This window comes from Pseudomonas sp. I8001, from assembly GCF_013385345.1.
In the GTDB taxonomy this organism is placed as follows: Bacteria; Pseudomonadota; Gammaproteobacteria; order Pseudomonadales; family Pseudomonadaceae; genus Aquipseudomonas.
Map to the genome: position 1 here is coordinate 169,850 of NZ_JACAQC010000010.1, position 21,017 is coordinate 190,866.

At 60.6% G+C, this 21,017-nt stretch carries 18 protein-coding genes; all 18 read left to right on the top strand.

Annotation, left to right across the window (positions count from 1 at the left end):
* Positions 1 to 245: 245 nt before the first annotated feature.
* The 18 genes from HX839_RS10365 to fliE all read left to right on the top strand — a co-directional run bounded on the left by HX839_RS10365 (position 246) and on the right by fliE (position 21,004).
* Positions 246 to 1,811 (top strand): sigma-54-dependent phenylalanine hydroxylase transcriptional regulator PhhR, encoded by a 1,566-nt coding sequence (locus HX839_RS10365; RefSeq protein ID WP_003214613.1) that lies wholly within the window; start codon positions 246 to 248, stop codon positions 1,809 to 1,811.
* A gap of 306 nt (positions 1,812 to 2,117) precedes the next feature.
* Positions 2,118 to 2,858, top strand: coding sequence for a flagellar basal body rod protein FlgF (locus tag HX839_RS10370; protein ID WP_003214611.1), 741 nt, complete (start codon positions 2,118 to 2,120; stop codon positions 2,856 to 2,858).
* Between the two features lie 63 nt (positions 2,859 to 2,921).
* On the top strand, positions 2,922 to 3,707 hold the full coding sequence (gene flgG, locus HX839_RS10375; RefSeq protein WP_003214609.1) for a flagellar basal-body rod protein FlgG: 786 nt from the start codon (positions 2,922 to 2,924) through the stop codon (positions 3,705 to 3,707).
* 53 nt (positions 3,708 to 3,760) lie between these two features.
* Complete coding sequence (flgH, locus tag HX839_RS10380) at positions 3,761 to 4,456, top strand: flagellar basal body L-ring protein FlgH (protein ID WP_003214607.1); 696 nt, start codon at positions 3,761 to 3,763, stop codon at positions 4,454 to 4,456.
* 27 nt (positions 4,457 to 4,483) lie between these two features.
* A complete protein-coding gene (locus HX839_RS10385) occupies positions 4,484 to 5,572 on the top strand; it encodes a flagellar basal body P-ring protein FlgI (protein WP_032899355.1) in 1,089 nt (362 codons plus the stop codon).
* 4 nt (positions 5,573 to 5,576) lie between these two features.
* Positions 5,577 to 6,839, top strand: a complete 1,263-nt coding sequence (gene flgJ, locus HX839_RS10390) for a flagellar assembly peptidoglycan hydrolase FlgJ (RefSeq protein WP_087692741.1) — start codon at positions 5,577 to 5,579, stop codon at positions 6,837 to 6,839.
* Between the two features lie 10 nt (positions 6,840 to 6,849).
* Entirely contained in the window at positions 6,850 to 8,886 is a 2,037-nt protein-coding gene (flgK, locus tag HX839_RS10395; RefSeq protein WP_102604682.1) for a flagellar hook-associated protein FlgK, read from the top strand.
* Between the two features lie 14 nt (positions 8,887 to 8,900).
* The gene (locus HX839_RS10400; RefSeq protein WP_003214602.1) at positions 8,901 to 10,484 is read left to right on the top strand and encodes a flagellar hook-associated protein 3; all 1,584 of its coding nucleotides are present in this window, start codon (positions 8,901 to 8,903) and stop codon (positions 10,482 to 10,484) included.
* A 303-nt stretch (positions 10,485 to 10,787) separates the two neighbouring features.
* On the top strand, positions 10,788 to 11,717 hold the full coding sequence (locus HX839_RS10405) for a ketoacyl-ACP synthase III (RefSeq protein WP_177067027.1): 930 nt from the start codon (positions 10,788 to 10,790) through the stop codon (positions 11,715 to 11,717).
* Positions 11,718 to 11,983: 266 nt separating this feature from the next.
* A complete protein-coding gene (locus HX839_RS10410) occupies positions 11,984 to 13,444 on the top strand; it encodes a flagellin (protein ID WP_177022173.1) in 1,461 nt (486 codons plus the stop codon).
* Positions 13,445 to 13,518: 74 nt separating this feature from the next.
* Entirely contained in the window at positions 13,519 to 13,878 is a 360-nt protein-coding gene (locus HX839_RS10415) for a flagellar protein FlaG (protein ID WP_102369676.1), read from the top strand.
* A gap of 80 nt (positions 13,879 to 13,958) precedes the next feature.
* Positions 13,959 to 15,338: a flagellar filament capping protein FliD gene (gene fliD / locus HX839_RS10420; RefSeq protein WP_177027717.1), complete on the top strand. Its 1,380-nt coding sequence runs from the start codon at positions 13,959 to 13,961 to the stop codon at positions 15,336 to 15,338.
* A 129-nt stretch (positions 15,339 to 15,467) separates the two neighbouring features.
* Positions 15,468 to 15,863, top strand: coding sequence for a flagellar export chaperone FliS (fliS, locus tag HX839_RS10425; RefSeq protein ID WP_003214591.1), 396 nt, complete (start codon positions 15,468 to 15,470; stop codon positions 15,861 to 15,863).
* A gap of 24 nt (positions 15,864 to 15,887) precedes the next feature.
* Complete coding sequence (locus HX839_RS10430; protein ID WP_003214590.1) at positions 15,888 to 16,184, top strand: hypothetical protein; 297 nt, start codon at positions 15,888 to 15,890, stop codon at positions 16,182 to 16,184.
* A gap of 171 nt (positions 16,185 to 16,355) precedes the next feature.
* The gene (locus HX839_RS10435; RefSeq protein ID WP_003214588.1) at positions 16,356 to 17,831 is read left to right on the top strand and encodes a sigma-54 dependent transcriptional regulator; all 1,476 of its coding nucleotides are present in this window, start codon (positions 16,356 to 16,358) and stop codon (positions 17,829 to 17,831) included.
* A 110-nt stretch (positions 17,832 to 17,941) separates the two neighbouring features.
* On the top strand, positions 17,942 to 19,153 hold the full coding sequence (locus tag HX839_RS10440; protein ID WP_032899354.1) for a PAS domain-containing sensor histidine kinase: 1,212 nt from the start codon (positions 17,942 to 17,944) through the stop codon (positions 19,151 to 19,153).
* 6 nt (positions 19,154 to 19,159) lie between these two features.
* On the top strand, positions 19,160 to 20,542 hold the full coding sequence (locus HX839_RS10445) for a sigma-54 dependent transcriptional regulator (protein WP_087694335.1): 1,383 nt from the start codon (positions 19,160 to 19,162) through the stop codon (positions 20,540 to 20,542).
* A 129-nt stretch (positions 20,543 to 20,671) separates the two neighbouring features.
* Positions 20,672 to 21,004 (top strand): flagellar hook-basal body complex protein FliE, encoded by a 333-nt coding sequence (gene fliE, locus HX839_RS10450; protein ID WP_003214581.1) that lies wholly within the window; start codon positions 20,672 to 20,674, stop codon positions 21,002 to 21,004.
* Positions 21,005 to 21,017: the final 13 nt, after the last annotated feature.

A 21,017-nucleotide genomic window follows, 5' to 3' on the forward strand; every position in this document is an offset into this window, starting at 1 on the left:
CGTTCTTGTTATGTCCTGGGATGAGCCTATTGATACGCCGCCTGGGCCAGGAAGCCATCCTCCTGCGCCACGCTTTTGTAGGAAAAGTTACTGAGATTCGTAAAGTTTTCGTTACGGATGAAGCGATTCGTTCTCCCTGTGGCGTATTTTGGGTGTGAATCGCCTCGCAGCTGTCACATAATCTTGACGATTATCTGCGGCCAGCGGCAAAAAGACGCAGCGACTCCACCTCTTCGGGCCTTCTCATGCGTATCAAAGTGCATTGCCAGAACCGCATCGGCATCCTGCGGGACATCCTCAACCTGCTGGTGGAGTACGGCGTGAACGTTGCCAAGGGCGAGGTCGGTGGCGAGCACGGCAACGCCATCTACCTCTATTGCCCGAACCTGGTGAACCTGCAGTTCCAGGCATTGCGCCCGCAGTTCGAGGCGATTGCCGGGGTATTTGGCGTCAAGCGGGTAGGGCTGATGCCCAGCGAGCGTCGGCATATGGAGCTCAACGCGCTGCTGGGGGCGCTGGAGTTTCCGGTGCTGTCCATCGACATGGGCGGCTCCATCGTCGCGGCCAACCGCGCGGCGGCGCAGTTGCTCGGAGTACGGGTGGATGAGGTGCCGGGCATTCCGTTGTCGCGCTACGCCGAAGATTTCGATTTGCCGGAACTGGTACGGGCCAGCAAGTCTCGAATCAACGGCCTGCGGGTCAAGGTCAAGGGCGATGTATTCCTGGCCGATATTGCGCCGCTGCAATCCTCCGAGCATGACGACAGCGAAGCCATGGCCGGCGCCGTACTGACCCTGCACCGCGCCGACCGGGTGGGTGAGCGTATCTACAATGTGCGCAAGCAGGAGCTGCGCGGCTTCGACAGCATTTTCCAAAGCTCCAGGGTCATGGCCGCCGTGGTGCGTGAGGCTCGGCGCATGGCGCCGTTGGATGCGCCTCTATTAATAGAAGGCGAAACCGGCACCGGCAAAGAGTTGCTGGCCCGCGCCTGCCACCTGGCCAGCCCACGCGGCCAGTCGCCGTTGATGGCGCTCAACTGCGCCGGTTTGCCCGAGTCCATGGCCGAGACCGAGTTGTTCGGCTATGGTCCCGGCGCCTTTGAAGGGGCGAGGGCGGAGGGCAAGTTGGGACTGCTGGAGCTGACGGCGGGCGGTACGTTGTTTCTCGACGGCGTCGGCGAAATGAGCGCGCGGTTGCAGGTGAAGTTGCTGCGCTTTCTGCAGGACGGCTGCTTTCGCCGTGTAGGCAGTGATGAAGAGGTGTACCTGGATGTGCGGGTGATCTGCGCGACCCAGGTGGACCTTTCCGAACTGTGCGCCCGGGGCGAATTCCGCCAGGACCTTTACCATCGTCTCAATGTGCTCTCGCTGCATATCCCGCCGCTACGCGAGTGCCTCGACGGTTTGCCGCCGCTGGTGGAGCACTTCCTGGATCAGGCCAGTCGGCAGATCGGCTGCCCGCTGCCCAAGCTCGCACCGGCGGCGATGGAACGCCTCAGCCATTACCACTGGCCGGGGAATGTGCGGCAGTTGGAGAACGTGCTGTTCCAGGCGGTTTCGCTGTGTGAGGGCGGCACCGTCAAGGCCGAGCACATTCGCCTGCCGGACTATGGCGTGCGCCAGCCGCTGGGGGATTTTTCCCTGGAAGGCGGGTTGGAGGAGATCGTCGGGCGCTTTGAAAAGGCCGTGCTGGCGCAGTTGTATGCCGAACATCCCAGCAGCCGGCTGTTGGGCAAGCGGCTGGGCGTGTCCCACACCACTATTGCCAACAAGTTGCGCGACTACGAAGTCGTCAAAGCCGAACGCGGTTAAACCTGTGGGAGCGGGCTTGCCTGCGATAGCGGCGGGTCAGCAAAACAAGTGGTAGCTGATACACCGCCATCGCAGGCAAGCCAGCTCCTACAGTTGATCTTTGTCGGTCTTGATACCTGCACTTGCCGTTAGCGGCATAAGTCCGCCGTTTTTTCGACTCTCTTCCTGCTGCCCTCAGCTGCCACCTGCCGGCAAACCCCCGCCCCGCCTGGACTTTTCCTCATTTCAAAAAGTTGGTTCGCAAATTGCTTAAGCCTCATCAGTACAGCGGTGGGCGGCAAGCGTCCGTCAGAAAGAGGAAAGAGCGTGGATAAGTACCTTTACGTGGCAATGACCGGCGCCAGCCAGAATGCACTGGCGCAGAAGGCCCACGCCAACAACTTGGCGAACGTTTCCACCAATGGTTTCCAGCGTGACCTGGAACAGGCGCGCTCGATGCCGGTGTTCGGTGACAGCTTTCCGGCGCGGGCCTTTGCCTTGACCGAGCGCCCAGGCACGGACTTTTCCCCTGGCGCGATGATTGAAACCGGCCGTGACCTCGATGTGGCCGTCAGCGGTGACGGCTGGATGGCCGTGCAAAACCCGGATGGCGGCGAGTCCTACGTGCGCAGCGCCAGCATGAACGTCGATGCGCTGGGCGTGCTGCGGGCCGGCAACGGTATGCCGATCATGGGCAACGGCGGCCCGATTGCCGTGCCGCCCCAGCAGCAGATCGAAGTCGGCCAGGACGGCACCATCAGCATCCGCGCCATGGGCGAAGGCCCGCGGGTGATGGCTGAAGTGGACCGGATCAAGCTGGTGCAGCCCGACCTCAAGAACATGACCAAGGGCCTCGACGGCACCATCCACACCAAGGATGGCCAGCCGGCCCAGGCCGATGCCAACGTCAAGCTGACGTCGGGCTTCCTGCAGGCGAGCAACGTGAACGCCGTCGAAGAAATGACGGCAGTCCTGGCCCTGTCCAAGCAGTTCGAATTGCACATCAAGATGATGAACAGCGCCAAAGAAGACGACCAGGCCATGACCCGCGTCCTGGCGATGAGCTGATAGCAGCCACACACTAATTTTTGTAGCGCGGCGCCATAAAACAGGCGCACGAAGGAGAAGAACATGCTTCCGGCTCTATACGTTGCCAAGACAGGCCTGTCCGCCCAGGACACCAACCTGACCACCATTTCCAACAACCTGGCCAACGTGTCGACCACGGGTTTCAAACGTGACCGCGCCGAGTTCCAGGACTTGCTCTATCAGATCAAGAAGCAGCCTGGCGCCCAGTCGACCCAGGACAGCGAATTGCCGTCGGGCCTGCAACTGGGTACCGGTGTGGCAATCGTTGGCACCCAGAAGAACTTCAGCGCCGGTAACCTGCAGCAGACCGGCCAGCCGCTGGACCTGGCAGTCAACGGCAAAGGTTTCTTCCAGATCCTGCAGCCGGACGGCACCACCACCTACACCCGTGACGGTACGTTCCACCTGGACTCCAACGGCCAGGTCGTGACCGCCAATGGCTTCGCGCTGGAGCCGGCGATTGTCGTGCCGAACAACGCCCAGACTTTCACCGTCGGCAACGACGGCACCGTGTCGATCACCGTGGCCGGCAACCCGGCGTCCCAGGTGATCGGCAACCTGCAAACCGCTGACTTCATCAACCCGGCCGGCCTGCAGGCGATCGGTAACAACCTGTTCCTGGAAACCGCGTCCAGCGGCGCGCCGCAAATCGGCACCCCGGGCCTCAACGGTTTTGGTACCACCCTGCAAAGCACCCTGGAAACGTCCAACGTCAGCACCGTTGAAGAGATGGTCAACATGATCACCACTCAGCGCGCCTACGAGATGAACTCCAAGGTGATTTCCACCGCCGACCAGATGCTTTCGTTCGTAACGCAGAATCTGTAATCAAGTCTATGGGGCGCCCTTGAAGGCGCCTGCAACACCGTGAGGTATGGGTCATGAATCGCTATGTTTCTGTTCTGGCATTGAGTGGGATTGCTGTGCTCGCGGGCTGTGTCGCCCCGACGCCTAAGCCCAATGACCCGTACTATGCGCCGGTGTTGCCGCGCACGCCTTTGCCGGCGGCCGCCAACAATGGCTCGATCTACCAGGCCGGGTTCGAACAGAACCTGTACAGCGACCGCAAGGCCTTCCGGGTCGGTGACATCATCACCATCACGCTGAACGAGAAGACCCAGGCGAGCAAGAACGCCAACTCGCAGATCGGCAAGACCAGCAAGACCAGCATCGGCCTGACTTCATTGTTTGGCGGTGTACCGAACACCAACAACCCGCTGGGCAGCGGTGACCTGAGCCTGGACGCCGGCTACAGCGGCGACCGCGCCACCAACGGCAAGAGTGCGGCAGGGCAGGGCAACAGCCTGACCGGCTCGATCACCGTGACCGTGGCCGACGTGCTGCCCAACGGCATCATTGCCGTACGCGGCGAGAAGTGGATGACCCTCAACACCGGTGACGAACTGGTGCGCATTGCGGGCATGGTTCGCGCCGACGATATCTCCACCGACAACACCGTGCCGTCGACACGGATTGCCGATGCACGCATCACCTACTCGGGTACGGGTTCGTTTGCTGACGCCAGTCAGCCGGGCTGGTTTGACCGTTTCTTCCTTAGCCCGCTGTTCCCTTTCTAGGTGATCACTTTGAACTTCAAACAGCTGATGGCTGCGATGTTGCTGCTGGCCCTGAGCGCAGGCGCCCAGGCCGAGCGCTTGAAAGACATCGCGAGCATTTCCGGCGTGCGGTCCAACCAGCTGATCGGCTACGGCCTGGTGGTGGGGCTTAACGGCACGGGTGACCAGACCACCCAGACCCCGTTCACCCTGCAGACCTTCAACAACATGCTCTCGCAGTTCGGCATCAAGGTACCGCCGGGCTCGGGCAACGTGCAGTTGAAGAACGTCGCGGCTGTGTCCATCAGCGCTGACTTGCCGCCGTTCGCCAAGCCGGGGCAGGTGGTCGATATCACCGTGTCGTCCATGGGTAACTCGAAAAGCCTGCGCGGCGGCACCTTGCTGATGACCCCGCTCAAAGGTATCGACGGCAACGTCTACGCCATTGCCCAGGGCAACCTGGTGGTGGGTGGCTTTGATGCCGAAGGTCGCGACGGTTCGAAGATCACCGTCAACGTGCCGTCGGCCGGGCGGATTCCCGGTGGTGCCTCGGTGGAGCGCACCGTGCCCAGCGGCTTCAACCAGGGCAACAGCCTGACCCTGAACCTCAACCGCTCTGACTTCACCACCGCCAAGCGCGTGGTCGACAAGATCAATGAGCTGCTCGGCCCGGGCGTGGCCCAGGCCATCGATGGCGGCTCGGTTCGTGTGACGGCACCGCTGGACCCAAGCCAGCGTGTGGACTACCTGTCTCTGCTGGAAAACCTTGAGGTTGACCCGGGCCAGGCGGTGGCGAAAGTCATCATCAACTCGCGGACCGGCACCATCGTGATCGGCCAGAACGTCAAGGTTTCGCCAGCGGCCGTGACCCACGGCAGCCTGACCGTGACCATCACCGAAGACCCGATCGTCAGCCAGCCTGGCCCGTTGTCCAACGGCCAGACTGCCGTGGTACCCCGCTCGCGGGTGAATGCCCAGCAAGAAGCCAAGCCGATGTTCAAGTTCGGCCCCGGCACCACCCTGGACGAGATTGTCCGTGCGGTGAACCAGGTGGGCGCAGCGCCCGGCGACTTGATGGCGATCCTCGAAGCATTGAAACAGGCCGGCGCCTTGCAAGCCGACCTGATCGTGATCTGACGCCATGGCCATGGACATGCGCAAGAGCGGCCTGACCAGTACGGCGGATTCGGGTTCCTATTCCGACCTCAACCGGCTTAACCAGTTGAAGGTCGGCGACAAGAACAGCGACGGCAACATGCGCAAGGTCGCGCAGGAATTCGAGTCGCTGTTTCTCGGCGAAATGCTCAAGTCCATGCGTTCGGCCACCGAAGCCCTGGGCAAGGACAACCCGCTGAATACCCCGGCGGCCAAGCAGTACCAGGAAATGTACGACCAGCAGTTGGCGGTTTCCCTGTCTCGCGAGGGCGGTGGTATCGGCCTGGCGGACGTGCTGCTGCGCCAGATGCAGAAGAACAAGCCGGTGGACGCCCAGGCGGCCACCCTGCAAGGCCCGGCTGCGCCCGCGAAGAAGGTGGATGTACCGACTGAAATTGCCGCCGGTACCAAGGCCGATGGCCCGCTGGGCCGCAGCAATGGTCAGCGGCCATTGTGGGCGTACCGCGTGGCGGTGCCTGAAGGCACCAACTCCCACGCCAACGACATGGCGCTGATGAATCAGCGACGCATCTCGTTGCCCAGCAAGCTGACGGATCGCCTGCTGGCCGGCATCGTGCCGGGTGCCGAGGCTACCACTGCCGCCAAGGCCGCGCCGCTGCGCAACAGCGCTGCCGATGATGGCGTGGTCAACAGCACCGCCCGCAGCCTTGCCGCCATACCGCCTCGCGGGCAGATGCAGGTTTACGGCCGCGCCGTCGCCCAGCCACCGCTGGCACCGGCGAAGAAAGCCTTCAGCTCGCAGGATGAATTTGTCGCCACCATGTTGCCGATGGCCAAGCAGGCCGCCGCGCGGATTGGCGTCGACCCACGCTACCTGGTGGCCCAGGCCGCCCTGGAAACCGGTTGGGGTAAATCGGTGATGCGTGCCGAGGATGGCACCAGCAGCCACAACCTGTTCGGCATCAAGGCCGGCCAGAGTTGGCAGGGCGAACAGGCCCGGGCGATCACCAGCGAGTTTCGCAATGGCGCGATGGTCAAGGAGACGGCGCAGTTCCGTTCCTACAATTCCTACCAGGACAGCTTCCATGACCTGGTGACGTTGCTGCAAAGCAATGATCGCTATAAAGAAGTTGTGAAATCAGCCGACAACCCGGAACAGTTTGTGCGCGAGTTGCAAAAAGCCGGTTATGCAACCGACCCGGATTACGCCAGCAAGATTTCGCAGATCGCAAAAACGATGAACAGCTACCAGAACTACGCTGCCGCGGGCGCTTCCACTCATTTATAAGGTCTGAATCATGAGTTTGCTCAATATCGGGATGTCGGGGCTCAATGCCGCCCAGGGATCGTTGTCGGTCTTAAGTAACAACATCGCCAACGTCAACACCCCGGGATACTCGCGTCAACAGAGCGCTCAGACCGCGAATGCGTCGAACGCCTACGGCGGCGTATTTATCGGCACCGGTACGACCCTGGCGGACGTGCGTCGGGTGTACAACCAGTTTCTCACCACGGCTTACCAGAACAGCACGGCACTCGACAGCGATGCCAACGCCTACCTGGACCAGGCCAGTGCCATCGACAAGACCTTGTCGGATTCCAACACCGGCATGTCTTCGGTGCTCAGTGCCTTCTTCGCGGCGGCGCAGACGGCTTCTGCCACCCCGGGCGACGTGTCCGCGCGCCAATTGCTGCTGACCAGCGCCCAGACCCTGAGCAACCGCTTCAACTCCATTTCCGGCCAGTTGAACCAGCAGAAACAAACGATCAACAGTCAGTTGAGCACCATGACGGATCAGGTCAACAAGCTGACGTCCTCGATCGCCTCGCTCAACAAGCAGATTGCCCAGGCCCAGGGGACTTCCAGCAGTGCGCCGGCCAACCTGCTGGACTCGCGTGACGAAGCGGTGCGCTCGCTCAACGAGCTGATCGGCGTTACGGCCACGGAAAAAAACGGACAGTTCAGTATTACGACCGGTACGGGGCAGTCGCTGGTGGAAGGCGGGATATCCAATAATATCTCTGCGGTACCGAGTAGCACCGACAATAGCCAGTACACCATCCAGCTCTCGATGGGCGACTCGTCCATTGACCTTGGCAATGTGGTCACCGGCGGCAGTATCGGTGGCTTGCTGCGCTATCGCAGTGACGTGCTGATGCCGGCCATCAATGATCTGGGGCGCATCGCGATTGCCACGGCAGACACGATCAACAATCAGTTGGGCCAGGGCCTGGACCTCAACGGCGAATTCGGTTCGTCGCTGTTCACCGATATCAACAGCGCGGCGGCGATTTCCCAGCGCAGCCAAGGGGCCGCCGGCAACAGCGCGGGGTCTGGCAACCTGAATGTCACGATCAAGGACAGCAGCCAGCTGACGACCTACGACTACAAAGTCACGTTTACCAGTGGTAACCAGTACAACGTCGTCCGCTCCGACGGCAAGGCCATGGGTTCGTTCGACACCACCACCACGCCGCCGCCGGTGATTGATGGCTTTACCCTGGCACTGGACGGCAAAGGGCCCATGGCTGCCGGTGACAGCTTCAAGGTCAGCCCCACGGCCAACGGGGCCACGGGCATCGGTGTCGACCTGAAGGACGTCAACAAGCTCGCCTTCGCGGGCCCCTTGGCGGGGAACGCGAGCAAGACCAACACCGGCACCGGTACGTTCACACCGCCTCAGCTGACTGTGCCGCTGGATATTCATGGCGGCGCTGATACCGCCCAGTTGCGCGCCGGCATCGAAAACTCCATGCCGGTAAAAATGCTCTTTGGCAAGCCGGCCGCCGACGGCACCCAGTCGTATACGGTGAGCGACGCGCAAGGCAATCCGATCGGCAGTGGCACCATCATCCCGGGCCAGGGCAACAAGATCAGCATCAACGTACCGATGCGCGATGCCTCGGGTGCGTTGATCCCGGGCAAAAGCTTCAACTTCGACACCACGGTCGGCGGCTCGCCTGCCAATGGTGACAGCACGACTTTCTCGTTCAACGCTTCGGGCACCTCCGACAACCGCAACGCCCAGCAATTGCTGGACTTGCAGACCAAGGCCACCGTGGGCGCCAGCGACGGCAGCCCGGGTGTGAGCCTGGTCAGCGCCAACGCCCGACTCGTGTCGCAGGTGGGCTCCAAAGCCAGCCAGGCCGCTACCGATTCCACCGCGACGGGTGCGCTGTTGGCAGCGAACAAGGCGGCCAGCAACTCGGTGTCCCAGGTCAACCTGGATGAAGAGGCGGGTGACATGATCAAGTTCCAGCAGTACTACACCGCGTCGTCGCAGATCATCAAGGCTGCGCAAGAAACTTTCAGCACACTGATTAATGCCCTTTAAAGGAGTCTGGGACGATGCGTATTTCTACACAGCAGTATTTCGACACCAGCGCCAGCAAGTACCAGACGAACTATTCCGGTGTGGTGAAAGCCCAGGACCAGGCGAGCAGCGGTATCCGGGTGCAGACCGCCTCCGATGACCCGGTCGCCGCCGCGCGCTTGCTGCAATTGCAGCAACAGAAAGACATGCTTGGCCAGTTCAACGGCAACATCAACACCCTGCAGAACTCGCTGACCAACGAAGAATCGGTGTTAAAGAGCATCAACACCGCCTTGCAGCGCGGTAATGAACTGGCGCTGCGTGCGGCCAACCAGTCCCTGAGCGATGACGATCGTAAATCCATCGCCAGCGAAGTGGGCGCGCTTGAGGACCAGGTGCTGGGCTTGCTCAACTCCAAGGATGCCAACGGCAACTACATGTTTTCCGGGTCGAAAACCGACACGCCGCCTTACATCCGCAATAACGACGGCACCTACACGTATCAGGGTGACGAGACGCCGCTGAGCTTGCAGATCTCGGACAATCTGTCGATGGCGGGGGGCGACACCGGTAAGTCGATGATGGAAAGTTCGACCAACACCGGTCGCACCCAGGCTACGTTGTTGCCGCCTGCGGTCAATGACGGCAAGGTCGCGGTATCGGCGGGCACGGTGACCTCCGGTGTCACCTACACCAAGAGTTTTACCGACGGCCAGCCCTACAAGCTGACCTTCAGCAGCAGCACGCAGTATTCCGTGACCGACAAGGACGGTAACGACGTTACCTCGGAGATTCCCGGCAACGGCACTTTCGACGCGACCAAAGAGGGCGCATCCAGCGTCAACCTGCGCGGCGTCAAGTTCGATATCAGCCTGACGCTCGGCGCGGACGTTGCGCCCGGCGCTGACTCCGACGCACTGGTGGCGGGCAAGGCGTTCACCCTGCAATCCAAGCCGGACACCTTCAGTGCTTCGCGTTCGCCAGGCAACGCGTCGACTGCACAAGTGACCGGTGGCCAGGTGACGGATCAGGCGGCCTACGCCAGCACCTTCCCTGATACCGGTGCGGTGATCAAATTCACCAGCGGCACCACGTATGAGGTGTATGCGCAGCCCTACAGTCCGAACAGCAAGACCATCGCGACCGGCACCATGGCTGCCGGTGCCACCTCGATCAACGCGGCCGGCGTGACGTTCGACATCAGTGGTGCGCCAGGGGCGGGCGACCAGTTTGCGGTCAGCGCCGTCAGCAACAAGAACGAAAACGCCCTGGACACATTGAGCCAATTGCGCAAAGCCCTGGAAACGCCGGCTGACGGCAACCTGGTCGCGCAGAACAACCTCAAGGATGTGGTGGCCAAAACCATCGGCAACCTGAACAACGCCAGTTCACAGATTGACCAGGTGCGCGGCTCCATTGGTGCTCGCCAGAATGCCCTGGATCTTCAAACGGATGAAAACACCAGCCTGGGGACTGCCAATACCAACACCATGAGTTCCCTGGGCAACGTTGACATGGGTCAGGCGGCGATCAACCTGCAGCTTCAGCAAACCATGCTGCAGGCCTCTCAGTTGGCCTTTGTGAAAATCTCTCAGTTGAGCCTGTTCAACAAAATGTGATGTCCGCAGCTGCAAACCGGCGGCTCACCCTGGAAACGGGGTGGGCCGTTGTGGTTTTTGGCGTTTGTATGTCCCCGTGTTTCGCACAAAGCGCAGAAAATTGAGTGACCTGTGAGTCATAAAGCGCATCTTCACTGTATCGTGTGAAAAGGATAGGTCGTCGCCAGGTCTCTGCGAGGGCCTGCCGCCAGGGTAAAAAGGCGGTTTTCGGCGAGTTTTTTGCGGGGTCATCCCCATTATTGTCAGCACCCGGCGACGTGTCTCGCGGGGTGTTCTCCAGCTATTTAGTATTGGGAAGCCACAATGATTGGCATAAAAAGCATCGCCAGTTACGTGCCGGCAGACGGGATTGATAACTACGCCCAGGGTGCCAAATTCGCCAAGGATGAAGAATTCATCATTGGCAAGATCGGTTCGGCGTTCCTGCCGCGCAAGGATGCCGCGCAGGAAACCTCCGATCTGTGCGTCGAGGCGGTCAACGCCTTGTTTGCCAACAACCCCGATTTGAAGCGCGAGTCCATCGATGCGCTGATCGTCGTTACCCAGAATGGCGACGAAGAGGGCTTGCCTCACACCGCCGCCATCGTCCAGGACAAGCTGGGCCTGCCGACGCACGTGGCGGCCTTCGATATTTCCCTGGGCTGCTCGGGCTACGTCTACGGCATCTATGCGATGAAGGGCTTCATGGAGGCTACCGGCCTGAAGAACGGCCTGCTGGTGACCGCCGATCCGTACTCGAAGATCGTCGACCCTGAAGACCGCAACACCACCATGCTGTTCGGCGATGCCGCTACCGCCACCTGGATGGGTGAAGATGCGCCGTGGCAGTTGGGCAAGTCCAAGTTCGGCACTGACGGCTCCGGTGCGCCGCACTTGAAGGTCAGCGATGGCGTGTTCTTCATGAACGGCCGCCAGGTGTTCAACTTCGCCTTGCTCAAGGTGCCGGCGCATTTGCACGAGCTGCTCACCGAATCGGACCTCAAGGCTGACGAGATCGATGCGTTCTGCATCCACCAGGGCAGTGCGGCGATTGTCGACGCCGTGGCCCGGCGTTTCGAAGACGCGCCGGTGGACAAGTTCATCAAGGACATGGTCGAGACCGGCAACACCGTGTCCTCGAGCATTCCGCTGCTGCTGGAAAAGCACATGCTCGACTCCACCTGGAAGCGCGTCGCCATCAGTGGTTTTGGTGTGGGGCTGTCCTGGGGTTCGGCGATTTTGCACCGCCCTTGATGGCTTAAAGGCGCTGCACAAAAAAACGCCCATGATCGAAAGATCATGGGCGTTTTTTATTTGGCGCCAGAAAGCCAACAATTGCTGGGGTTTGGGCTATCGTAAATGCTTGAATTAAAAGGGGTGGCACGGCGCCAGTAAAAAAAATCAAAAAAGTCCTCAAGCAACCTGCTTTCACGACGATAACTATTACGAAGGTTCTCTAGGCCACACCCGGCGGTTGCCAGGGCCGGAAGCCGCAGTACACCACCCACGAGGATTTCGTCATGGCATTAACAGTAAACACCAACCTTGCTTCGTTGACCGTTCAGAACAACCTGAACAAGGCTTCCAGCGCCCTGCAAACTTCCATGCAGCGCCTGTCCTCCGGCCTGCGTATCAACAGCGCCAAAGACGATGCGGCCGGCCTGCAAATCGCTGGTCGTCTGACCAGCCAGATCAACGGCCTGGGCGTTGCCATCAAGAACGCCGGTGACGGTAACTCCATCGCGCAAACTGCTGAAGGCGCGATGCAGCAATCCACCAACATCCTGCAGACCATGCGTTCCCTGGCTCTGTCGTCCGCTAACGGCTCCCTCAGCGCTGACGACCGTAAGTCGAACCAGGCTCAGTACGCGGCTCTGACTTCTGAATTGACCCGTATCGCTTCTACCACCACTTTCGGTGGTCGTAACCTGCTGGACGGTTCTTTCGGTACTACCGCTTTCCAAGTGGGCGCCAACGCCAACCAGACCATCAACATGAGCCTGGGCAACGTAGCGGCTAACAACATTGGTTCGCAGCAGCTGCTGTCTTCTGCCCAAACACCTACGGCTACCGGTATTGCAGCCGGTACCATCAGTGTGACCGGTGGCGGCCAGACCTCTGCTTCGCTGGCCATCGCAGATGGTGCTTCGGCCAAGGATATCGCTGCCCAACTGAACGGCGCAGTCGGCGGCCTGCAGGCCTCCGCCAGCACTGAACTTAAGTTCACTGTACCTGCCAGCTTCCCGGCTGCTACTCCAAACGGTAAGTTCGACCTGACAGTCGGTAGCGGTCCTAGCGCCACTACTGTTTCGTTCACCGGTATCACCAGCGCTGCTGACCTGGCCGACCAACTGAACTCCAACGCTGCCAAGCTGGGCATCAGCGTTAACTTCGACCAGTCGACCGGCTCTCTGTCGATCAAATCCGACTCGGGTGAGAACTTCACCTTTAATAACGCTGACGCCGGCGGTCAGCTGATGAGCATCGCTACCAAAGGCGGCGACGGCAAGTTTAACGCCACCGCAACCCCTCTGGTCGCAGGTCCGCTGATTGCTACCGGCGCTATCTCGTTGAACTCCAGCTCCAGCTACTCGCTGACTGGTACCGGTGGTGGTGTTGCTGGCTTGTTCGGTGCAACTGGCGTCAACGCTGTCAACTCGGCGAAAGTTGTTGTCAGCAACACCGACGTGACCACCGCTGCCAACGCACAGAGCGCTGTTGACGTGCTGACCCAGGCACTGTCCACCATCGACTCCCAGCGTGCTGACCTCGGTGCTGTACAAAACCGTTTCGACAACACCATCGCCAACCTGCAGAGCATCTCGGACAACTCCACTTCTGCCCGTGGCGTGATCCAGGACGTTGACTTCGCTGCTGAAACCGCTCAGCTGACCAAGCAACAAACCCTGCAACAGGCTTCGACTGCGATCCTGTCCCAGGCGAACCAACTGCCATCCGCTGTACTGAAGCTGCTTCAGTAATAACGGCGCTTGGTAACTGACGGAAGGGCGCGTTTACGTGCCCTTTTGTCTTTTGTCTAATGAGGTGATTGGTCATGGACATGAGCGTCAAACTGAACCTGTCTTACCCTGCGGCAGCGCCACAGAATGCACCTGCTCCTGTCAGTGCCGATCCGCAGAAGCCCAAGGTGGACGCCGTTGCTGGCGCGAAAGATGCCCAGCAGCCATCGAGCCACACCGACTTGAAAAAAGCGGTCAACGACATAAACGAATTCATCCAGGCTGCCCAGCGCAAACTGGATTTTTCCATTGATGACTCCACCCACCAGGTTGTGGTCAAGGTCATTGCGACCGAAAGCGGTGAGGTCATTCGCCAGATTCCTTCGGAATTGGCCCTGAAACTCGCCCAGAGCCTTCATGACGCCAGCAGCTTGCTGTTTGACGCCAAGGTCTAAACTGGCATGAACTTTGTTGCGAAAAATGCCTAGAGCGTGATTCGTCAATAAAGCATCAGCCCCGGATTAGGAGAAAGACGATGACAGTCGTAGCAGGTCTAACGGTCAACGGCCCGGGTACGGGCATCGACGTTCAAGGTCTTGTTAAGTCGTTGGTGGGGTCGCAAACCGCACCCAAGCAAGCGCAGATCGACAGCCAGACCAAAACATCCACTGCGCAACTGACTTCGATCGGCAAGATCCAGGCGGCTCTGGACGCGTTCCGGGGCGCGTTGGACACCATGACCAAGACTGTTAACTTCAGCGGCTTGAGTTCGACGCTGTCGAACGACAAGCTCGCGACGGTCACGTTGGGCCCAGGTGCCGCCGCCGGCAACTTTACGCTGGGTGTCACCCAATTGGCCACGGCGTCAAAGGTCTCCACGGCAGTAATTCCTGGCGGGCCGACGGCCGTTGTCAATTCCGGGGTCTCGGCGACGGTGTTTACGGTCTCCCAGTCCGGCAAGAATTACAGCGTCAGTGTGCCACCGGGCGGAACCCTGCAGCAGGTGCGCGATTCGCTCAACTCGCAGTACGGCAACGCGGGCTTGAGTGCCAACATCCTGACTGACTCCAACGGTTCGCGGTTGGTGGTCACATCGTCGACGACCGGTGTCGGTAGCGACATCACCTTCAAGGGTTCCTCGGGCCTGGATACGGGTGCGACGGTTGTGGGCTCGGCGCCGCAGAACGCCATATATAACCTTGATGGCAGCCCTCAAGAGTCCAAGAGTAATACCCTGCCCGACGCAATCAGTGGTGTGAGCATTACCTTGACGGGGGTTTCGGGGACCGATGCCCCTTCGACGATCAAAGTGTCTGCGAACAGCGCAACCCTGAAGTCGGCAGTCAAGGGCTTCACAGATACCTACAGTGCGTTGGTCAAGGCTGTGAATGCCGAGACTCAGGTCACCACCAATGCCGACGGTTCCGTCACGCCAGGCCCGTTGACCGGGGACAGTTCGGTGCGCAGCATGATGGCGTCGATCCGCAACGTGATGAACTCGGTGACCGGTAGCGGCTCGTTTTCATCCCTGGCGCAGTTTGGCGTGACCACGGACCAGACAGCGGGCACCCTGAGCGTCAGTGATGTGGCGTTTGACAAGGCGGTCCTCACTAATGGCTCCGACATCAACAGCATCTTCACCGGGCCCAGCGGACTGTTGGCAAGCCTGACGAATGCCACCGCCAACTTTGCGCTGAGCAAGACCGGGGTGTTCGCCGAAAAGTCCTCGACGCTGCAGGATAACCTCAGGGATTTGACCAACCAGCAGACCGCCCTGAACACGCGTTCTGATGCCCTGACGGCCTCCCTGACCCTGAAATACAACGCCATGGACTCCCTGGTTGCGCAGCTCAAGGCCCAAGGCGACAGCGTCATGACCACGCTCAACTCGCTGAACAATCCGAAGTCCACCTGATTGGCGGATGGATAAAGCCCGCCGAAGGCGCTGAGTCAAAGCGCCAGGCGGGCTAAAGTTTTGTGTAACACCGTCGACATAATAATCAGCGTCCACCCTTTTAGCTGTCGCCTGTCACGAGGTAGAAACATGAATCCCATGAGAGCCCTTCGCCAATACCAGAAGGTCAACACCCACGCCCAGATCTCCGAAGCCAGCCCGCACCGCCTGGTGCAGTTGCTGATGGAAGGCGCACTGGATCGTATGGCGCAGGCCAAGGGTGCGATGGCTCGCGGTGATATCGCGCAGAAGGGGTTGATGCTGGGCAAGGCGGTGGACATCCTCGTCGGGTTGCGTGACGGCCTGAACCCCGAGAAGACCCCGGACCCGATTGCACTGCAGCAGTTGGATAACCTGTATGCCTTCATGACCATGCGCCTGCTGGAAGCCAACCGTCAGAATGACGCTGCGATGATCGATGAGGTCGCAGGTCTGATGATTACGCTCAAGGAAGGCTGGGACGGTATTGCCACAGAGGTACAGTAGGCCGTAAGGCCTGAGGACGATGTCATGAGCCAAGCATTGCAAAAAATCGACGAGACCCGTGAGGCGCTGTCCGAGGCGTTGGCTGAACGCAACTGGGGTGCGATCGGCGAACTGGATTTGGGCTGCCGCGCGTTGATCGATGCTGCGCTCAACGAGGAATCGGCGGATGAGGCAGCCATTCGGGCAAAACTGGAAGACTTGCTTTCGGTCTACCAGCAGTTGCTTGAGGCGACGACAGGGGAGCGACAGGCTATTTTCGAAGAGATGTCGCAGTTCAACCGAGCTAAACATGCGTCAAAGGTTTACCATATGTTCGGCTGAAGGCTCAGTTAATCCGAACACCGCGCGTCATAAATTTGACTGTGCACGATTTTTTGACTTAACTAGTGCTATTTTCAGACGTCAGAAAGCCGTAGCGCAGAAAATGCCTACAGCAATCTAGATTGCCCCAACTCGAGGGCATTAGAGTTTTACTAGGGAAGTTGCTATTGCATGTGGCGTGAAACCAAAATTCTGCTGATCGATGACGATAGCGTTCGGCGCCGCGATCTGGCGGTGATCCTGAATTTTCTTGGCGAAGAAAATCTACCCTGCGGCAGCCACGACTGGCAGCAAGCGGTCAGCTCTTTGTCGTCGAGCCGCGAAGTCATTTGTGTGCTGATCGGGACGGTAAACGCTCCTGGTGCAGTGCTGGGCTTGTTAAAGACACTGTCGACCTGGGATGAGTTCCTTCCGGTGTTGCTGATGGGCGATATTTCTTCCGTGGACCTTCCGGAAGACCAGCGCCGCCGCGTGCTTTCCACCCTTGAAATGCCCCCCAGCTACAGCAAATTGCTCGACTCCCTGCACCGTGCCCAGGTCTACCGCGAGATGTACGACCAGGCCCGCGAGCGCGGCCGTCACCGCGAACCCAACCTGTTCCGCAGCCTCGTCGGCACCAGTCGTGCGATCCAGCACGTGCGCCAGATGATGCAGCAAGTAGCCGACACCGACGCCAGTGTGCTGATCCTTGGCGAGTCGGGCACCGGCAAGGAAGTGGTCGCACGCAACCTGCACTACCATTCCAAGCGTCGTGACGGGCCGTTCGTGCCGGTCAACTGCGGGGCGATCCCGGCAGAACTGCTGGAAAGCGAACTGTTCGGCCACGAGAAGGGCGCCTTTACCGGGGCGATCACCAGCCGTGCCGGGCGTTTTGAACTGGCCAACGGCGGCACCCTGTTCCTCGACGAAATCGGCGACATGCCGCTGCCGATGCAGGTCAAGCTGCTGCGGGTATTGCAGGAGCGCACCTTCGAGCGCGTGGGCAGCAACAAGACCCAGAGCGTCGACGTACGCATCATCGCGGCCACCCACAAGAACCTCGAAAGCATGATCGAGGTCGGCAGCTTCCGCGAAGACCTGTACTACCGCCTCAACGTATTCCCGATCGAAATGGCGCCCCTGCGCGAGCGCGTCGAAGACATCCCGTTGCTGATGAACGAGCTGATCTCGCGCATGGAACACGAAAAGCGTGGTTCGATTCGCTTCAACTCGGCGGCGATAATGTCACTGTGTCGCCACGGCTGGCCGGGCAACGTCCGCGAGTTGGCCAACCTGGTGGAGCGCATGGCGATCATGCATCCGTACGGGGTGATCGGCGTGGTCGAGCTGCCGAAGAAATTCCGCTACGTCGACGACGAAGACGAGCAATTGGTGGACAGCCTGCGCAGCGACCTGGAAGAGCGCGTGGCCATCAACGGCCACACGCCGGACTTCGGCTCCACCGCCATGCTGCCGCCGGAAGGCCTGGACTTGAAGGACTACCTCGGCAGCCTCGAACAAGGCCTGATCCAGCAGGCACTCGACGACGCCAACGGTATCGTCGCCCGTGCCGCCGAGCGCCTGCGCATCCGACGTACCACCCTGGTGGAGAAGATGCGCAAGTACGGCATGAGTCGCAAGGAAGGTGATGAACAGGCGGATGATTGACGCCTGTTTTTCAACTGACTGAAAACTAAGCCTATTTTTTTAGGCACGGGTATTGCTACAGCACTCGCAACGTTCCGTTTAACTGACGGTCAGCCAAGCGAGAGAGCATGATGCCCCACGCCGCCCAACTATCTTCGGTCCCTGACACTCAGGGGCCGGCCCCCTCCGTAGAGCAGATCAGCCGCCTCGGGCTTGAACAGGCTTTTTCCCTGTTCAACCAGATGTCGAGCCAGTTGACTGACTCCTACAGCCTGCTGGAAGCCCGGGTTTCCGAGCTTAAAGGCGAGTTGGCCGTGGTCAGTGCCCAGCGCATGGAAGAGCTGGCCGAGAAAGAGCGACTGGCCAACCGTCTGCAAAACCTCCTCGACCTGTTGCCCGGTGGCGTGATCGTCATCGACGAGCAGGGCCGTGTGCGCGAAGCCAACCCGGCGGCCTGCAACATGCTTGGCCTGCCGCTGGAAGGCGAGCTGTGGCGCGAGGTCATCACCCGCTGCTTTGCCCCGCGGGAAGACGACGGCCACGAAATTTCCCTCAAGGATGGGCGCCGCCTGTCCATCGCCACGCGTTCCCTGGATGCCGAGCCCGGCCAGTTGGTGTTGCTCAACGACCTGACTGAAACCCGGCACCTGCAAGACCAGTTGGCCCGCCATGAGCGCCTGTCGTCTTTGGGGCGAATGGTCGCTTCCCTGGCCCACCAGATTCGTACGCCATTGTCGGCCGCGCTGATTTACGCCAGTCATTTGACTGATGAGCAATTGCCCGCCGCCACCCACCAGCGTTTTGCCGGCCGCCTCAAGGAGCGCCTGCATGAACTGGAGCATCAGGTGCGCGACATGCTGGTGTTTGCCCGCGGCGAATTGCCGCTGACCGACCGCGTCACCCCGGCCGCCTTGATGCAGTCCCTGCAAGCGGCGGCCGCCACTCATATCCAGGAAGCGTCAGTCCGTTGGCAGTGCGACAGCCATTACGGCGAGTTGCTGTGCAACCGCGACACCCTGGTGGGCGCGCTGCTCAACCTGATCGAAAACGCGACCCAGGCCAGCGGCCCCGGGGCGCGGCTCAAGGTGCACCTGTACAACCGTGGCGAGACCCTGCGCCTGAGCATCAGCGACAGCGGCAGCGGGATTGACCCGGTGGTGCTGCAGCGCCTCGGCGAGCCTTTTTTTACCACCAAGACCAACGGGACCGGCCTGGGCCTGACCGTGGTCAAGGCAGTCGCCCGTGCACATCAGGGAGAATTGCAGCTGCATTCCCGGTTGGGTCGTGGCACGTGCGCGTTGATCACGCTGCCGCTGTTTTCATGCGCCGTCAGCGCGGAGTAAAAGGTCATGGCTATCAAGGTTTTATTGGTTGAAGACGATCGCGCCCTGCGTGAAGCATTGGCTGACACGCTGTTGCTGGCGGGCCATGACTATCGGGCGGTCGGTTCTGCCGAAGAAGCCCTGGACGCGGTGGAGCAGGAGTCCTTCAGCCTGGTAGTCAGCGACGTCAACATGCCGGGCATGGACGGACACCAGTTGCTCGGCCTGTTGCGTGCGCGCCAGCCGCAACTGCCGGTGCTGCTGATGACCGCCCACGGCGCCGTGGAGCGTGCCGTCGACGCCATGCGTCAGGGCGCTGCGGATTACCTGGTCAAGCCCTTCGAACCCAAAGCCTTGATCGAACTGGTCGCCCGGCATGCCCTTGGCACCCTGGGCGCTGCCGAGGGTGAAGGTCCGATTGCCTTCGAACCGGCCAGCGCGCAATTGCTGGAACTGGCGGCCCGTGTTGCCCGCAGCGATTCCACCGTGCTGATCTCCGGCGAGTCCGGTACCGGCAAGGAAGTACTGGCGCGCTACATCCACCAGCAATCCCATCGTGCCAGCCAGCCGTTCATTGCGATCAACTGCGCGGCCATTCCCGACAACATGCTCGAAGCCACCTTGTTCGGCCATGAGAAGGGCTCGTTCACCGGCGCCATCGCGGCGCAGGCCGGCAAGTTCGAGCAGGCTGACGGCGGCACCATCCTGCTCGACGAAATCTCCGAAATGCCCCTGGGCCTGCAAGCCAAGTTGCTGCGGGTATTGCAGGAGCGCGAAGTGGAGCGGGTGGGCGCACGCAAGCCGATCCAGCTGGACATCCGTGTGGTCGCCACCACCAACCGCGACCTGGCGGGCGAAGTGGCGGCGGGGCGCTTCCGTGAGGACCTGTTCTACCGGCTCTCGGTGTTCCCGTTGGCCTGGCGCCCGTTGCGCGAGCGCCCGGCCGACATCATCCCGCTGGCCGAGCGCCTGCTGGGCAAGCACGTCAATAAAATGAAGCATGCCCAGGCGCGCCTGTCGGCCGAGGCCCAGGCCTGTCTGATCAGTTACCCGTGGCCCGGCAACGTGCGGGAACTGGACAATGCGATCCAGCGTGCGTTGATTTTGCAGCAGGGCGGCCTGATCCAGCCCCAGGATTTCTGCCTGGCCATGGGCGCGGGCGCAGCCCCGCAGCCGAGCCTGGCTGCCGCGCCACAGGTCGAAGCCGTGCCTGCCGAATCCGCCGGCGCCCTGGGCGACGACCTGCGTCGCCGGGAATTCCAGATGATCATCGACACCCTGCGCTCCGAGCGCGGGCGCCGCAAAGAAGCCGCCGAGCGCCTGGGCATCAGCCCGCGCACCCTGCGCTACAAGCTAGCGCAGATGCGTGACGCCGGGATGGACGTGGAAGCCTACCTCTACGCCACCTGAAAATTCTCAAAGCCGACAGGGCCAGTCGCCTTTTCTTACAGAATGCCACGGAGCTGGCACCCTTGTTGCTACCACCCCTGTAATCGCTGTGTAGTGTCAAAAAATTGCGGGTCGTCGGAGAGAAAGTTCATGAGCCAAGGTGTTGAGTTCAATCGGTTGATGTTGGATATGCGGTCCATGCAAATGGATGCCATGGCTCAACCGAAATCCGCCGCGCAAGCCGTACCGGAATTGGGCCAGAGCAGCTTTGCCGACATGCTCGGCCAGGCCATCAACAAAGTCAGCGACACCCAGCAGGCATCCAATCAGTTGGCGACCGCCTTCGAGATCGGCAAGAGCGGCGTGGACCTCACCGACGTGATGGTCGCCTCGCAAAAAGCCAGCGTTTCATTCCAGGCCTTGACCCAGGTGCGCAACAAACTGGTTCAAGCCTATCAAGACATCATGCAGATGCCGGTTTAAGGACGATTTGAGT